Source organism: Clostridium sp. L2-50, assembly GCF_000154245.1.
Lineage (GTDB): Bacteria > Bacillota > Clostridia > Lachnospirales > Lachnospiraceae > Coprococcus.
The window spans coordinates 1-17,603 of record NZ_DS480316.1 but is presented as its reverse complement, the minus strand read 5'-3'; the positions used below and the strand labels follow the sequence as shown (position 1 = coordinate 17,603).

General features: G+C 40.7%; 8 protein-coding genes and 1 pseudogene. 1 reads left to right on the top strand and 8 read right to left on the bottom strand.

All coding sequences use genetic code 11. The features are described from left to right. Nucleotides 1-125: 125 nt before the first annotated feature. Both CLOL250_RS03265 and CLOL250_RS03260 read right to left on the bottom strand, forming a co-directional pair. Nucleotides 126-2,699, bottom strand: a complete 2,574-nt coding sequence (locus tag CLOL250_RS03265; RefSeq protein WP_008400675.1) for a tubulin-like doman-containing protein — start codon at nt 2,697-2,699, stop codon at nt 126-128. A 558-nt stretch (nt 2,700-3,257) separates the two neighbouring features. Continuing rightward, on the bottom strand, nt 3,258-4,910 hold the full coding sequence (locus CLOL250_RS03260; protein ID WP_008400672.1) for an alpha-amylase family glycosyl hydrolase: 1,653 nt from the start codon (nt 4,908-4,910) through the stop codon (nt 3,258-3,260). A 224-nt stretch (nt 4,911-5,134) separates the two neighbouring features. Here CLOL250_RS03260 and CLOL250_RS13630 point away from each other — a divergent pair, with 224 nt between their 5' ends. Next, on the top strand, nt 5,135-5,350 hold the full coding sequence (locus CLOL250_RS13630; protein WP_342413206.1) for a DUF6198 family protein: 216 nt from the start codon (nt 5,135-5,137) through the stop codon (nt 5,348-5,350). Nucleotides 5,351-5,463: 113 nt separating this feature from the next. On the opposite strand, the gene CLOL250_RS03250 is transcribed toward CLOL250_RS13630, so the two are convergent. The 6 genes and pseudogenes from CLOL250_RS03250 to CLOL250_RS03230 all read right to left on the bottom strand — a co-directional run. After that, entirely contained in the window at nt 5,464-13,104 is a 7,641-nt protein-coding gene (locus CLOL250_RS03250) for a fibronectin type III domain-containing protein (protein WP_008400670.1), read from the bottom strand. A 511-nt stretch (nt 13,105-13,615) separates the two neighbouring features. Further along, a complete protein-coding gene (locus CLOL250_RS03245) occupies nt 13,616-14,518 on the bottom strand; it encodes an SGNH/GDSL hydrolase family protein (protein ID WP_008400668.1) in 903 nt (300 codons plus the stop codon). A gap of 48 nt (nt 14,519-14,566) precedes the next feature. Beyond that, entirely contained in the window at nt 14,567-15,511 is a 945-nt protein-coding gene (locus CLOL250_RS03240) for a cation diffusion facilitator family transporter (protein WP_008400667.1), read from the bottom strand. Nucleotides 15,512-15,749: 238 nt separating this feature from the next. After that, a complete protein-coding gene (locus tag CLOL250_RS14100) occupies nt 15,750-15,917 on the bottom strand; it encodes a hypothetical protein (RefSeq protein WP_008400666.1) in 168 nt (55 codons plus the stop codon). 280 nt (nt 15,918-16,197) lie between these two features. Continuing rightward, the gene (locus CLOL250_RS03235; protein WP_044944921.1) at nt 16,198-16,731 is read right to left on the bottom strand and encodes a hypothetical protein; all 534 of its coding nucleotides are present in this window, start codon (nt 16,729-16,731) and stop codon (nt 16,198-16,200) included. Nucleotides 16,732-16,745: 14 nt separating this feature from the next. Next, nucleotides 16,746-17,603: pseudogene (locus CLOL250_RS03230) on the bottom strand (hypothetical protein); the annotation flags it as partial.

The following is a 17,603-nucleotide window of genomic DNA, read 5'->3' as shown; positions in this document are numbered from 1 at the left end:
GCTGAATAAAATCTGTTATCCGGACAAGCTTCTTTCCTATAAAATAAAAAAACCCACATACGAAAGTTTGAAAAACACTAACGGTTTCATACACCTCCACATGCAGGATTCTTTCATACTATTTATTATAACGTGCAAAGATTCGGGAAATCTCTCATATCCCTATTCACTTCGTCAATATGCAGTCCTTTGTAAGAACTATCTACTGCATTATAGGCTTTCTGCATCTCTGCTGTACATGCCATCATAGATGCAGGCACGCCGACATACATATCATTGATCGAAATCTCGATCTCCCCAGGATTCAATGTAATGGAATCCTCCTTCTCATTATATGGTTTATCCATCAGGATTCCTTTTACTGCCCTACTGAAATACGGCATTACATTTGGCACTGATATATATTTCTTATTTAACAAAAGTTCTTTGTAGCCATCCTTGAGCACACATAACTGCTTTTCTTCCTGAATATCATTTACAAATGCAGCAGCTACCTTCTGCATAACTTCATCCCGTCGGTCATTTGTCGGTGAACCAAACATAACATTGATATCATTCTCCGCAAGCTTCTTATCAGAGAATGCAACGGATAACATCTTCTCCGGACCATATGCTCCGATACCGCTGAATAAACGACGATAAATCTTCTCCATCGCATCCTTGACAGGAACAACTCTTCCGTTATCAATATTTGCTTCATTATCTAACATCAACCGGATCAATCCATCCTTTACCTCATTGATACGACTGTCATTTACATAATCAGTCGGAAGGAATTCATGTCTGGCTGCATTCTTTAATATATTCTTGGTTGTTACCTTACCTTCATTTGCAAGATCCTCGATTGAATTCTTCAGGTCTTCTCCGAACTGGGAATAGATCTCATCCAAACGCTCTGCTCGCTGCTGCAACCAACGAAGTGTATCACCAAACAGATCCTGTGCATCAATCTCATCCATGATCCGATTTCGTTCTGCAGCAAGTGTCTCTTTGATACAGGCATCATAATATCCATTCTCTGTCTCACGCTTTGCAGACGGAAAAGTGAAGAAACGTTTTGCTACAATCTCACATATAGATTCTATAATTCTGGAATATTCACCGGATGGTGTATATTTGCTGTGAAGCTCCTGCAGCTTCTTAACCTCTGCCATCATACCTCTGGTAGAATCTGCCACACCGGCTGTCGGTGCTCCGATAATATCAATTGCTGCATACGGACCGCATTTCTCGATATATCTGGCAATTACCGCATCTAAGGAATTCCATAATTTATTCTTAATGGACTTGATCATAACCGGAAGCTCCTTATCCATATTATCAAGCTTCTCACCCATATGTTCTCTGAGTCCGTCTGTATGCTTCTTGATCATCTTATAGGTTGGCTTCGTAAACTGTCCAAACTGGATCAACCCGTTCACACTGAGGTTGATCTCATCCCCCGGCTCTGCATGAAGAAAAGCATCCAGTTCCTTTAAAGCATCCTTAATATCCGTTTCAATCTGCGGATTGTCGAACGGAGATACAAATAATCGCTTATACGCCTTATTGAACAGATCACTCTCACAGATATTCTCAATCTCACGGATTGGTATCTTATAATCTGCTTCACTGACAACCTTATAATAACAGTTTGCTGTCGCAATCTCAGAATCCGAATGCTCCATCTTCCAGTTTGTCACAGAATATTTCTCGTTATCAAAGAACACATCACGAAGCAGCTTCCTGTCATCATTTACATCATTGTTACCGATATATTTATTACATGCAAGCTTATATAAGAAGCTTGCTGTATCCATAAGAATTGTTCCCTCCGGCAGATATCCCTGACTGTCCTTTTTACCGGATACAAGCATACATGCATCGAACAGATTCTCCCGGATCACCATCTTGTGAGTGGTGCTTTCAAATATATATGCATCATCCTTTTCTGAAAGCTTCATATAATAATCAACTTCTTTTAACGCAGCACAGCCATTTGCCATCATTCGGAACATTAATTCCGGATCTTGGGTTACGCTCTTGTTGCCAAATATAACATCCGGCATTAACAAACAGCCTCCGATCCGAAGATTCGCCCACTTTTTTGCCTTTCCGTATGCACGAATATTATATGCAAGATCGGATAAGATACCGCTTCCGGTTCCGCCGGAAAGACTTGATACGATGATCACATCCATCCAGTTACCATTCGCTTTATCATGGATCTCTTCCAGTCTGTCAAATAACAGCATACGGATATCTTCATAAGCATTTGAAAACATCAGTCGTCCGATCTGACGATTGCCATGCGCACCATCCTTTGTCACTGTTACATCCGGAAAATCTGCATCCATCCAGTTTGCTAGATTCGGATGTACCGGATTCTTCTTGATTCCATCCGCAAGTATATTTTCAATATTAGGTCTGTAGATACTTAATACTTCAAGTGCATTAAAACCAATATGTTCTTTACTGTCCTCAATTGTCTGTTCCATCTCGGGAATATCTGAATCAACCATCAGAAAATGAATATTATCCTCCGGTGTGATATCATCGACCATCATTCCTTTTAAATTACAAACTGTTCTGCTTCCGATTCCACCTAAACCAATTACAAGCAAATTCCCATTAAACCGGTCATCATGACTGATCCTTCCAAATACGCGGATGTCTCTCAGTTTGCTAAATTCTTCTTTTTGCGTATCAATAAGTATCATATACAATCTCCTTAATTATAACCATTCCCCCGGCACAGAAGCGGGTTCAGCCAATTCTGCGCAGCTCCGTCACAAATATACTAACATATATATTTTATGCTAACACTATTTTATGTGATTTTCAACAAAAAGCTACATATTTTTTAGAAGTTTTGTATTCTTTTTCCTATACAATCTTAACATTCTACACATAACTCTTATTCTTTATGCATAAATTTTTGCGACAAAAAAGTCCATCAGACTTGCTCATTCAGAAAACTGACTCTGCTATAAATGACTCGCTGCGATTTCTATTCGCTGCACATGCCTGATTCGTAAATACTCCTGTGCTAACTCGCCTTCGACTCAAACAAGCACCCGTATTTACTGGCAATGTGCATCTCACTACGAAATTCTCGCTGATGTCATTTTATAACAGAGCCAGTCCTCTGAAGGAAACAAGTCTGATGGACTTTTTCTGTCTATAAATTTCTCTAATAAAATATTATACAAAATACTTAATACCATCTTCTCATAGTAATTTTCATTACTATAAGTAAAACGTAGGCAAATTATATATTATTCATTGGTTAAATATACGACAATACCCTTGTTTGCCGGGAGGTCTACAATCAGCTTACCATCGCGGATCTCAAGGCTTTCTCCACCTGTACAGTCACCGCCTGCGGCTACAGAGTTTCTCTCCTGCTTATGCATAGTCTGTTCGAATTCGCCGATCACACGATGCATGTTGTTCATGGTATCATTCAGATTTCCAAACAGATTCCATACTGCCTGTCCGAAGTCTGCGCCTGTTTCCAGTGCTTCTAATGCCTTACGGATATCTTCTGCCTTATAGCGGATCTCACCAGAGGCTCCAACCAACTGACCGGCTTTATCAAGCAGCTCATTTCGTGCATTTTCCCATGCCTTTGCTGTTGCATCATCTGTACAGGTATCCTCCTGTACTTCTGTTGACTGATCGATCGTCAGGAGGTTGACTGCTTTATTTGCACCAATCGGCAGATTGATCTCCATGTGTGCACCGTCATCTGCATTATTCAATGCTGTTACAACTGCACGTCCATCCAGACATCTTGCAAATGCAAACTGTCCGGTCGTCAGATACAATTCCCGGTAGTCTCCATAGGTCAGTTCCGGAAATCTCTGTTTCAGATGCCCAAGTGTTGTATACAATGCAGGGAGCTCATCTTTTTCATTAAAATCAGCCAGATTCAGATCCGGACGCAGATTCCAGTCTGAACCATTCTCCTTATTGCCCGGTATACCGAATTCAGAACCGTAATAGATTGACGGAATTCCCGGTACGGTATATACGAGGATCGCTACATTGTACATATGCGCCTTGTTATTTAATTTACTGTAAATTCTTGCTACATCGTGGTTATCACAGAAAGTATATAACTTCTTGTCACCTACAATGCCATTTAAACGCTTGATCGTATGTGCAATCTCAAAATAGTTATGGTCGTTATGTCCGGAATACAAGCCCTTATGCAGTTCATAATTTGTTACGGAATGGAGCATATCGTTATTTGCCCATCTTGAATAATCTCCATGAATAACCTCGCCCATCAGCCAGAAATCCGGCTTTAATCCATTGCAGAAGGAACGTAATTCTTTCATAAAGCCAAAATCAAGTACGTCCGCAGCATCCAGACGGATTCCATCAATATCAAATTCATCGACCCAGAACTTTACGGTTTCAAGATGATAATTCTTCACTTCCGGATTCCAGAGGTTTAATTTCGCAAGCAGATTATATCCGCCCCAGTTATCATAGGAAAATCCATCGTTATATTCGTTGTTACCCCAGAAATTCACATTGCAGTACCAATCCTTGTATCTGGAATTCTCCCGGTTCTGCTTTATATCCTGAAATGCAAAGAAATCTCTGCCTGTATGATTAAATACACCATCTACGATGACCTTTACATCATTTGCATGACAGTTCTTTACGAACTGCTTGAAGTCATCATTTGTTCCAAGTCGTCTGTCTACCAGCCGATAATCGGTTGTATCATATCCATGAGAACCGGATTCAAATAACGGTCCTATATAAATCGCATTGCATCCGATCCGCTTCGCATGCTCCGCCCATTCATTTAACTTGTCAAAATGCTCTCCTGTCTCTCCATTGTTATCATGTGGACATCCACACAATCCAAGTGGGTAAATATGATAAAATACTGCGCTGTCATACCATGCCATAGTCTTTATCTCCTTTTATCATTTTTTGTATACATATTGCAAAAAGCCATACATATCACTCATGTAAAATTATACCACAAACCTGTCGTATACGCGAAACTTTTATGCAAATTCCGATTTTCTATATATTCCATATAAATTTATCTTCCTGCATTTCATTTTTTCCCGACACATAATCATAAAAACTCTGTACACAGGGAGGCTTATAAGCAGTCGCGTCACAGATTATAAAGAAGAAATATTCGGTTGTTAAGATCTCTTTTGATGTTATCTGTCTGCTTACAACTGCCTGTATGACAGGCTTCTTCCTCGGTCACATCAAAGGTCTTGGGATCGGAACCATCCTTGCCGCCTTTACAATGGGAAAAGGCATTGCCATCGCCGGACAGATCATTGATAAACGTATGATCTTTGTTACCTATCTGCCCAGAAAGAAATAGATTTTTATATAAATATTTTGAACAAAAATAAAATTCCATGAATGGGATAACAGGGAGCCGGAAAGCTCCTGTGTTACCCCACCATGGAATTTTTTTAACTTAAATTTGCAGTTTTATTTTACTGTTACCTTCACCCGTTTATTTACTCCATTTAATGCAGTAACATAGATATAACAGGTTCCTTTTTTCTTAGCACGGATCGTACCCTTTGCCGTTACAGTAGCAACTGCTTTATTGGTACTGCTGTAGCGAAGCTTAGCACCATGCCCTTTGGATAACAGTTTCTTCTTGTCATCCTGTAAGATAAGCTTAGTTGCTATCTTTGCTGTTTTACCTTTCTTTAAGGTATACTTTGTCTTCTTGCACTGAATCTTCTTTACATTTGTATAGGTCTTATTCTTCGGCCCTGCGATATGAAGTGTCAGTCCTGTAGCAATATACTGCTTCTTTCCATTTACAATACGATATGCCTTGACGCAGACTCTGTAAGACTGCTTCCGGTTCAGCTTCTTGCCTTTATACTTACTCAGTACGGTTGCATTCTTCTTTGCACCTGAAATCATCTTAACAAATGTCAGCTTCTTTCTATTACATGGGGCTGCATAGACATCATATCCCTGTGCCCCCTTAACAGCTTTCCAGGTCAGTTGAATTCCCTTCTGTGTCCATGCAACCTTCTGTTTGCTGGAAAGTGTCTGTGAATTCTTCTCGATCTGCTTCCTGGTCAGTTCCTCTACAACCGGTTTTTCCGGTTCTAACGGAGGCTCCGGTGTCTTAACAACCGTTACAGTGATCTTAATCGGTACATTCTGCAACAGCTTCTCATCAACGGTACATACCAGTTTGCTCAGATCTGTATTGTTCGTCCGGACATCAGCTGTGATATCTGTACCATTCATACTCCATGCATTGATCTCGTAGCCAGCGATCACCGATGCTGTCATTGTAACCGTGCTGTCCCGGTATACTTCAAGGCTGCCTGATCCGGAGGATACATTCTGCACAAGATCATTCTGTTTTTTACGATCCACATGAACAGCTACTGTTCCTGCATCTACTCCATCTGCCGATACCAGCTCATACTGAAACTCAGCTTTTGGAATCTCCTTATAAGTAACTGTCACCTCTACATTCTTCTCAAAGCCTGTATCTGGTGCCTGAATCCTGATCTGCTTATTGTCTGTATTTTCTATATCAGAAACCGTCATATCACTGTAAGCTGCACCATCCATCATTACTGTGATCTGATCCACTTCATATCCGGTCTTCGGTACTGCTGTCATAACAATATCTTCTATACGGTATCTGTCGATATAACCGCCGGATACAACATCATTACATCCCACTGTTCCCTTGCTGTCACAGCTATATGTGACAGTTGGCCGATCAAGCAGAACCAGTACAACACGCATGGATTTGTTTACACTGTTAAATGAACTTTTCTTCGCATCCTTTCCGGTTGCGATCGTCTGTTCTTCTGAACCGATAAACAGCTTCCACGCAGAGATCTGATACTGCTCCGGTACATCTGCTTTCATAACAACCGGCAGATTCTTTACGATCTTTGTATCATTGCTGATCTGCACTGAATCGCTCCATGCCGTAACAACATCATCTACCTGCTGTCCCTGTTCATTTACCGCTTCAAAATGAAGTGTTTCCATCTGGAACATATTGACAACCAACTTGATTTTCATGTCTTTCTGCACATTGGATACTACATACCGGTCTCCACCCGTTGCTGCTACAGTATAATGTGTATCATCGGTATAGATTCTCCACTCTGATACCGTAACTGATTCCGGAAGATCTGCCGTAAGGGTTACTGTTGATCCCTTTGCCGCCTTACCATCCTGAACCTGTTCTGAGACATTGATCTTACAGCCTGCAACCGATGTATCCGGATCTTCTGCAATCACTTCGGTCTCAAATAAATATGTCTCTACCGGTTCAAATTCAACGGCCACAACAGTATCTGTCTCCACATTATCGAGTGTGATCTCTGTTCCGGCAAAGATACTTCCGTCAGTATTTTTCTGGATCTTTGCTGAACCACCATGAGAAACCGTCCACTGTTTTACGACATAATTCTCATCCGGAACTGCCTGAAGCAGGATACTCTTTCCCGTAAGGACGGTCTCACCTGTATCGATCTTGCTTCCATAGCTTCCGGCCTTTACATAATATGCCTGAAGACTTCCGTTTTCCGGCTGATCGTAATTCAACTGGTAGGTCTTTGCTGCAAAGGATACACTGACATGAACGCTGCTGCTCAATGCTGAAATAATCAATGTATCTCCATTTACCACATAATCAGTTCCGAGAACCAGATCATTTCCATCACTTCCTGTTACCTTCCATGCTTTGATCTTATAATTATCCTTTGGAATTGCTTTAAAGGATACCTTGCTCTGATCTGCTAATCCGGCTCCGGATGCAAATGGCTCTTTGGAGTCTCCACAATATCCTTTTATCGTTCCCTTGCCATCAGACTCATATCGGACTGTATACTGGTTCGATACGATCTGATATTTTCCTCTGTTCAGAGTGACGTTATATTTCTTCAGGAATTCTTTTACCAGATCTATATACTCACTGTCTTCTTCGGTTCCAACTGTAAGCCATGCGATTCCGGTCTGGTAAACACCTGCTGACGAATTTTCATCTAACTTCGGCTCAGCCTCTATTGTTATCAGATCCGATAGCTTATATTTAGCTGCATCTGAATCCAGAATACCGGATTCTGTGTCATCACCCGCATATTTTACATCAACATCTGACAGGCTTAATACTTTATCTGCCGTGTCATCCTCTGATATATCATCCTTTGATGGAGCAGTAATAACGATCGGCCGTTTGCTTACAGTAAGCATCTTCATCGCATATGATTTGGTCTGACTGGTACCGCTCTGTCTGGTTATCGTCGCAGCAAATGTATGCTGTCCCGGCCATTTCGGTGTAAATGTATTACCGGTTATATTTTCTGTTACAACCTTATCATCTCCATCTACATAGGATACCTGATAGGATACAGAAGCATCCGCTGCTAGCGGTTCTGTCGTTATATTACCGGATGTATTATTTTCCCGTTTTCCCTGTCTGACTTCTAACTTAATGGTATTGCCATATTCCGCATTGTTGCCTGAAAGAACGTATACCGTATCATCGGTACGATCTATTACATAATAAACGGTCTGTGTATCTGTAGGATATAATGATGTATTTCCTCCATAGGATACAGTTACCGTATAATCTCCGGCTTCTTCCGGATTCCATACAACAGACGCATTACCATTCTTATCTACAATGGTTGATATATCACGAATGGAACCGGTTCGGTTATTGAAGAAGTTTACATTTACAATTCCTGTTTTATCGATATTGACAGAAGATGTAACTGCCTCTGCAACATGGATCTGAACCGTTGTCTGATCTCCCTTTATGATATCTTCAACCTGTGTATCATATGTTTCATTTACGGTAACAACCTCACCAGGGGTAACACCATACTGCTTAGATGCACAACTTCCCATAAGAGAAAAGGCATCATCCGTAGCGATCTTTAATTCATTAAATGTTGTAATGATCTGCTCCTGCTGGTTCTCATCTGTTACCGTCTGCTCAGTCTTGTAATAATAGGTCTCATCCGCAGTCCGATCTGCTTCGGCGGATTTTGCATACATGATATAAGCATTATTTCCTTCGTATGCCTCCGGCCAGTACAGATACCAGGTTGTTCCATCAACCTCGATATACTGCTGATTTGTAGTGCCAGCAGATTCTTCTTTATATCCGGCATAAGCAGGCACATAGGACTGAACAGTACCGGCATACGCTTTTGCTGTAATTGCTCCATCTGTACCCTGTTCCAACTGATACCACTGTGTAACTGCTTCTGACATAGCATCTGTGCTGTACAACAATATCTCACCATCGGCTGTTACTGCTATATATGCATAATAAGTCTTGCCCGCTGCCGTCTCTGTCACCTGTTCTGTCACAGGCTTTATTGTATCTGCATCAACTCCATTCCAGAGAGCGGCTGCATCACCGGTTGTTCCACTCTGGAATACATTTGGTATTACTTCATTTAATTTCACCTTTGCAGTTGCTGTTCCTGCTGTCTCATTATATTCTTCCAGTACATACCATTCATTTGTCTGGCTGTCAAAATAGATAAATTCCGGTATTACTGCATCCGGATATACAGCGGATACCACTGCACCATTCTTATACTGGACAAATGTCTCCTTCTGTGTTCCGATCGTAACCGCTACAGTCTTCGATACCGTACGTTCATTCGTAACCGTCCGTGTCTGTGTATACTGTCCAAACGCTGTATTGGTTCCCTTATTCGCACTGTCGGACTGTGTATTGCTAATCGTTGCTGTCATCATACTGTCAGCCCTTCCGACATGCAGGATACCCGGAGCTCCATATGCATATAACCGCACACCCTTTATCAGCTCAGAAAGAACGCATCGATAAGAATTGCCATCCATATCCTCTGTGATACCATTTAACTTCAATGTACTTCCATTTATACCGGAAGCTTCTTTGTCCGTCAGGTTTACCCAGTTGACCGAACCTGCTTTTCGAACCTGCCATGCATAGGACAGACCGCCTTTCGCATTTGCAGATGGGAGTGCATCGATCACAAAGCTCGCATTACCGCCGACAACAACTCTCTGTACACTTGTCATGCTTAAGATATCTGGTTTCTCACTGTCAGCCAGTGTATGAACGGATACCTCCGGTGTGTATTCGGAGTATACAGTCTCGCCTCCGCTATTTGTTCCAACTGAACGAAGTGCAAATTCATATTCCGTCGATGGTTTCAGTCCATCATAGCTGTAAGAAAAACTGTCACCGCTGATCGTATCTAACAGGCTGTATTTATTGGTTGTAATACCATCATTAAATACCTGATAGATCTCATATTTCTCTGCCTTCTTATAACCACTTTCCCATGCAAGCGTTACGGAATCCGCGGTCACTGTATCCACACTGATATCTTCCGGTGGAGATGGCGGCTGTTCGACATTCTTTACAACAAAGCCAAGAATCGGAACATTGCTATCGCCAAGCTTTGCCTGCCAGATACCAAATTTTGTACTGAAGCTGTACTGAGAATCCGTCGCCGGCGGGTAAGCTACCACACCTTCCTTTGATACTGATGAATAATCAAATGTTGTCTTACCGGAGCCCCAGCCACCGCCAAGCTTGACACCACCGCCATAATTCATCTTCACTACCATGGCATCAATTTCACCTTCTACACCAAGTGTCAGTTCGAAGCTGTTCGTCTGGGTCATTGTTTTACTGCTCTGTGTATTGTCCGTAATATTCATAGCTACCGTTGTCTGGTCATTGACCTTATTATTGATCTCTATCCAGTTCGGATAGCCAACGAAACCTTTCATTCCAAGCGAGCTGGTCGCATAGGTATCCGGACATCCCGGCGTACTGGACAGAATATCCTTCGTGATCACCTTATTCTGCAGAGTTTCATCACTTTCTGCAAATCGGTTAAAGGTATCTACATCCATGGTCGAATAGACCGGCTGCTGCTGCACTCCGACTTCCATGGTATACGATGCACTTCCATTCGCCGGTGTGATGACATATTCATACAATATAACCGGCGTTCGATAAAGTACTACCTGATTCTTCGTACCATCATTTTCAAAACTGATCGAATACTCATGGGAAAGCTCATCCTCATACGACCACTCCCAGTCATGGGTATAGGACGCCTCCGTATGGAACTGCAATGCTGAAGAACCGATGGAAAATGATGCATATGCTCCGATGGATGCCATTTTCGTCTTACTGGTTACCGTTCCTTGTCCTGATAGCTTACCATATAAGGTTTCTCCGATATTACCATTATAATAATTATCCTGAAGCTCTCCAAAATATGGAGCAGCCTGTAATATAGCCAGAATATCTACATTACTGTATGTATATTTCTTGCTCTTAAAGGTAAATACATCTGTATCTTTATCCGCATCAACTGCTGCGATCGCCAGACATGGGAAATCACTCATGCCGACATGCCGCACCAGCTCGTTTGAAGTCGAATCAAAATAACTGCCCGGTGTACAGATACCGGTCGATGAATCCTTGTTCTGTTCCTTACCGGACATGTTCACCCGGTAAAAGTACCGGTTAAAGCTCTGTTGCTTATATCCGGTCGTATATAAGACCTGCTCAATTCCCAGATCATTTTCATCAAAGTTTCCTGCCACACATCCGTCTACCCAGGTATCGGATATGATATAACCGCCGATTCCTTTATCACTGCTCTGACATACCTTGGCTGTATAGTCCTTTTTCCATGATTCATTTTCAAACTTCCAGAAAACACCATCTAAGAAAACCTGCTCCGCATCATTTCTTCCGTTTACTGCCGCACAGGTCAATGCAGGAAGCGGATGCACATTATCATCTTTATCAAAGCCTGCATTTACAAAATTACACATATCCATTACGTTTCCGCCGGATGGAATTAATGTCTCCACCTCTTCATTTGGATCGTATTTCAATGTTACCAGCATATACTTTTTATTTGAACCGGATTTATCTCCATCCGGGCCATCATTATCACTGTATACACCGGCAACTACAACTTCCGGGAAGCCATCAAAATCAATATCACCTGCTGCTACAGATGCGTAACGCATATATACACTGCATGTATCCTTATCCATTACATACTTATTCATCTGCTGTGGTTTCTTGTTCTCTACCTTATAACAGGCAAATACAGAGCTTCTCTGCTGCAGCTTCTTTCCATCACTGTCATCGTGGATATTCGAATAGGAACCAACCAGAAGGATCTCATCTTTACCATCCCGATTGATATCCGAAGTTTCTATCGACATGTTGATTGTTGCTCTTGCTGTCTTACCATTATTGGTAAATTTACCTGCCATATCCGCTCCGGTATTTCCCATAAAACTACGAACCGGAATATTATCACTGATCGGCGATAAGGTGATTCCGTCCAGGATCATAATATACGGATCTCCACGTTTTGGAACATAGACTGCGATATCTTCATCTCCGTCACCGTCAAAATCTCCTGCCTTTAATGTAAAATAATTCTTATAGGCACTGTATTTTTCCAACTGATTATCCCGAAGCCAGTCATTATCATCACCCGATCCAAGGCTGAAGGTCTTTCTTAATTCCTGACCTTTACCGGATGCACTGTATCTTGCTACAACAAGCTGCGGATCTTTTCCCAGTGATGCGCCAACAAGTGCAACCATATTATCACGGCCGGTTCCATACGGATCATAACCGTCTACATTTACATACTTGACATCAGCTGCGCCGGATGCTGTACGGCTCTGCATAAATCCATTGTTGTTCCGTTTCGAATCCGGTCCAACATAATAGCCCTTGATATCCGAGCTTTTCGTATAGTTATACGTCTCAGCATTTCGGTTCTTTCCACTGGATCGATACCATAAAAATGCTTCCATCTTTTCATTAAATGCAGAATAGCCGGAACCGTATGGATTTTCACCGTCATTTGCATTAAATGAACTTGGTGTCGTCAGATTAAATCCATATTTATCCTTTCCGCTGTTATCTGCATTTGAAATATCTGCCTGCGTGACCGCCTGCCCCGGCGGCTCATCCGCAAGAACTCTGACCGGATTTCCAACCCTAGGAAACATACCGATCACCATCGAAATCGAAAGCATTGCTGCCATCCATTTCTTTCCCCATTTTCTGTTCATGTTCTCATCATCCCTTTCTTACATAAACGTTATTCTTGTTTCTGAATGCTGTCTCTGCATCCAAACCTCCAGTTACATAATAATTATATCGAAATATTTTCTAAAAAGAAAGAAAAATAGATATATTTTATAAATATATCCATCTTGTAAACACAATATGTGTATTTGTTCTGACAATTTGCGTTAGTTGATTAGAAGCGGATACAATTTAAAACGCATAATGTTATGCAAATATTGTCGGATCAAATCATAAATTATACCCCTCTTGCTTCAAAAAAAGACATTTTCATATGATATCCTTATAAAAATATATCCCAAATTTCGGACATATCTTAAACTGTAACATCATACGAAAATGTCTTATTATGTGCTCCAACTATTCTATTTTTTATTCATTAAACTGCTGTTCTATTATGAATGAATGCTATTCTATTTCCATTTTACCTGGTAAATAAATGCTGCCTTCTGATCACATCTTACTTTATAAGTAAATGCTATACCTGATCCTATCTTACTTTGTAAACAATGCTTCTATAAACACATCTGCGATTAACTGCTGTCCTATCGCTGTCGGATGATCATCCGGATCTATGTAATCTTCTGCCTTCTGATTATTCAGCACAATATCATTTGACAATGCAAATGCATCGTAACAATCTGCCAGTACAATATCCTTTTCCCTGCATATTGTCTGAATAATCGTATTTGCCTGATTGATCTTTTCTTCTGCATATTGTCCGATGTTGATCGTTTTTCCATCTGCGGTAATCGCATAATCCATATTCCGGTATGGATTGTATAAGGTCATGATCGCAATCCGGCAATCCGGCGAATCCTTACGGATCAGATCTATACTATCTGAAAGATTATTATAAAACTGATTCAGATTATCTTCTGCAGACCGGTCTGCCTCCTCAAAGTCCCGGATAAATGTCTTTTTATTAATTTTTTTCCAAAGTGGAGAATCATCTCCTGCACCGGAATATCCATAAAAATAATCTTCATACTGCATAACAAAGAATTCAAACGGAAGAAGTGCATCATTCGTACCAATGCAAAATGTCACATAATCAGCATGGTCTAACAGATCTACCTTGCCTTTCTTGATATTTTGCCACATGTCGTCACTGAGCTGACCATTTACACCTTGATTACATTCGACAACCTGCATGCCCTGCTGTTTCATATAAGCAGCGATCCTTGCAGAAAATCGTTCATTCTCTGCATGTTCTAATGAATATCCATATGTAATCGAATCTCCCAATGCTACATATATAACAGAATCATCCGATACCTGCTCATTTAACTGCAACAATTTTACATTATTCTTTGTACGGCCATGCAATCCCCAGACGATTGCAATAACACATGCCCCGGCTACTGTGATCAGTCCGGCAGCCTTCCATTTCTTCATATCGACCACCTCTGTTTTATATAATAACTTGGAATCTTTTGCATTATCCTAATCCGGTATAATCTCTATATATACCTGATCGTATTTGTATTTCAGTTCTTGCTTGATCTCATCCCGGACACGATGCAGAATACTGATATGTATGACATCTGTTTTATTTCCAATATATACTTCAACCCAAAGCTTCCGTCCAGTCTGGATAACATCTAAGAATGTAACCTCATAGGGATAATCATTCATATGTTTATCCACGATTCCACGTATCTGATTTAAGACATCTTTCTCCGGCGCAAATAAAATCAGATTTTTAATGCTCTGGAAGATCTCCTTTACCGGTTCTTTTATAAGAAGCAGTGCCATAATTACAGCTACTGCAGGATCAATATATGGCGTCAAAAAACGGAATCTCGTTGTAAGCAATATCATCTGAACTGCAAATGCTACGGCTACTCCCATACTACTTATAACATCAAGCTTCCACATATAAAGCTCAGCTTTGATCGTCGTAGACTCATACTTTTTACTGTAATGACCAAGCAACAGATACATGCCTGCACACCCAAGACATACAAGCAATTCAAATATAGCAATACTGCCGGCATCAACTTCATGTCCACCATGTAATAACAGCTTTATATTTTCAACCATCAGATTGCAGGTAAGTGCTAATAATACACTGTACTTTACCAGTAAGAACAATGATTCTACCTGCGCATATCCATATGGATGCTTCTCTGTCACCGGTTTATAAAGCAGGGGCACAAGCACCAGAAACGGTCCGATCATCACTAAATCTGCTGCATCAAACAAACAATCAGTCCACAAGGAATGCGAATGAGTAAACCATGCCATCACACCTTCCGCTACTATAAACAATACGCTTCCAAGAAATGATAGTTGTAATATTCTCTTTTCAATCGTCAGTTTCTCTTTCTTTTCCCTACGTTCTTTCTTTACACTGTCCTTTTTCTTCGTACTATTATCTGTCTTCATCTGTTTTTTCTTTCTACCTTCATCTTTTTCTATTCTTCAATCTCACAACTACCACTATAACACAAAAATCCCGCCCGGCATACACCAAATGAGATTCTTTGTATCGTTCACAATTATATGCAAACATATAATTTTAATTATTAACTAACAAAAAGCCCCTGTTACTGCAATATAACAGTAACAGAGACTTTTTATTATTGACTATTATAATTCACGTTTTCGTGCAGTCTATTATTTGTTAGCGATTGCAGCCTGTGATGTCAGTCACAGTAAGACGCTCCCCTGCCTTGCCCTGACCGTAGGTATACTTTGCATACGAATCCACGCCGTAATCATCCAGCGCATATCCGTCTATCAGAAGTTCCTCTCCCACTTTTATCTCTGTCTTTGCTGTGTCTATATACACCGCATAAGCGGGTACGTCAAATATGCTGTCATAGCTGTCATATATAGCTTTGTCTGCATCCGTGGCAGGCTCGTATGCGAGCAGTACACTCTTTTCCCATACAGCTCGGAAGCCGTGAAGCTTGTGAGCACATCACCGTCTATACCGAAGCTTACCTTGTCCCTGTCTGAATCCGGTATCTCAGCCCAGCTATGAGAAGACTTGCCCGGTCATACTACGAATCCTCTATAAATCCAATACCTTTATAACACTACTCATATTTGTATGCTACGAGCAAACACTAATTAACTTTCCAGTATTTTATCTGTCTAACAATGTCCTCTCGTACCTTTTCCTCAGTTAAATAATCTGGAAATACACCATCCTTCTTATAATCATCTGATATTGTAATGTTCCTTTCAAGCAATTCTTTTAAAAATTTAATAATCTTTGCTTTTTTCTTATGATCAAAAGCCTTAAATGCTCGCAACAAATCTGTGTAGGTACTAATCTCTCTAATCAGCGTCCAAGTATCTTGTATAGTCATGTTATCGCTAATATATTCTTCAGCAATTCTTATACCATTCTTATCGCCTAGTAACGAAGTAAAATGGCAATACATATCAAAAGCATGTGCTGTTTTATACATATTTTTACTTCTTAATAATTCTTTGTATTCAGCATTTTGCTTGCTTTTGAGCCATTCCTTTTCTAAAGATTTCGGTACACAATATCTTTTATATTTTTCATATTGTCCATCACGAACCATCTGATAATAGCTGCCATCATATTTATCAAAAACAGCCTTGGCATCTTCAAAATTCTTATTACTCATAACTATTCTAGCTCCTAATTGATTATTGCTTCCCATATATCCCCATTTTTTATAAATGAATATCCATGTTCTACTAAAAATTTTACCTCACTTGAAAAATACCCATCTGCTTCTGCTGGATTATGAGATAAAATAAAATTTTTTCCCTGCGAAAGCTGTTGCTCTAAAAACCTTTCATTTATATACCACATATTATCATTCCCAACTATTTCTTCAATTTCTGCCCAGTTATCCAATTGAAAATATGTTGCATTTTTTTCCTTCGCAACATTAATGTATGATACTCCATCTTTGTTATATTTCCCCAAAACAACTGTTGTTGCGGTACTATTGTGTGTTGCACCTTTTGCCAACCGAGCATAAAAATACTGAATATTAATGTACCCTGTAAGTGTCACTTCTGCCAAAGCCAGATTACCTAATCTGCCCATCATGTCTGCTGCCTGCTCTGCAGAACTTAAATCTCCCGTAAACAAATAATCGAGGTTATCAGTCCACATTTCATAATTCAACGCTATCATCGCAACAACAAGTAAACCCAACATAGTGCCATATGCCACCAATGAAAACGGTGTTAGCGTAAGTGCGAAGAATTGAACAGCAGCCCAAACCAACATTGACGTTGCAGCAGCCGAAGAAAATGTAGCGCATAATCCTCCAAGCGTCAAAAGCGCCGATAATGCACCCCCATTCAGCCCTCCGGATATCATATACGCCCCTGCTCCGGTCTCAGGGTCTATGACCATATACCCTGTTCCCGACCAGCTGCCTATCGTCATGTCCTCTGCCGGAATTGTGACTATCTTACCTGCGTTTACGGCTTCCGTCACTGCCTGTTTTGTGGAAGTCAAGCGGCCGCTACAACTGACCCA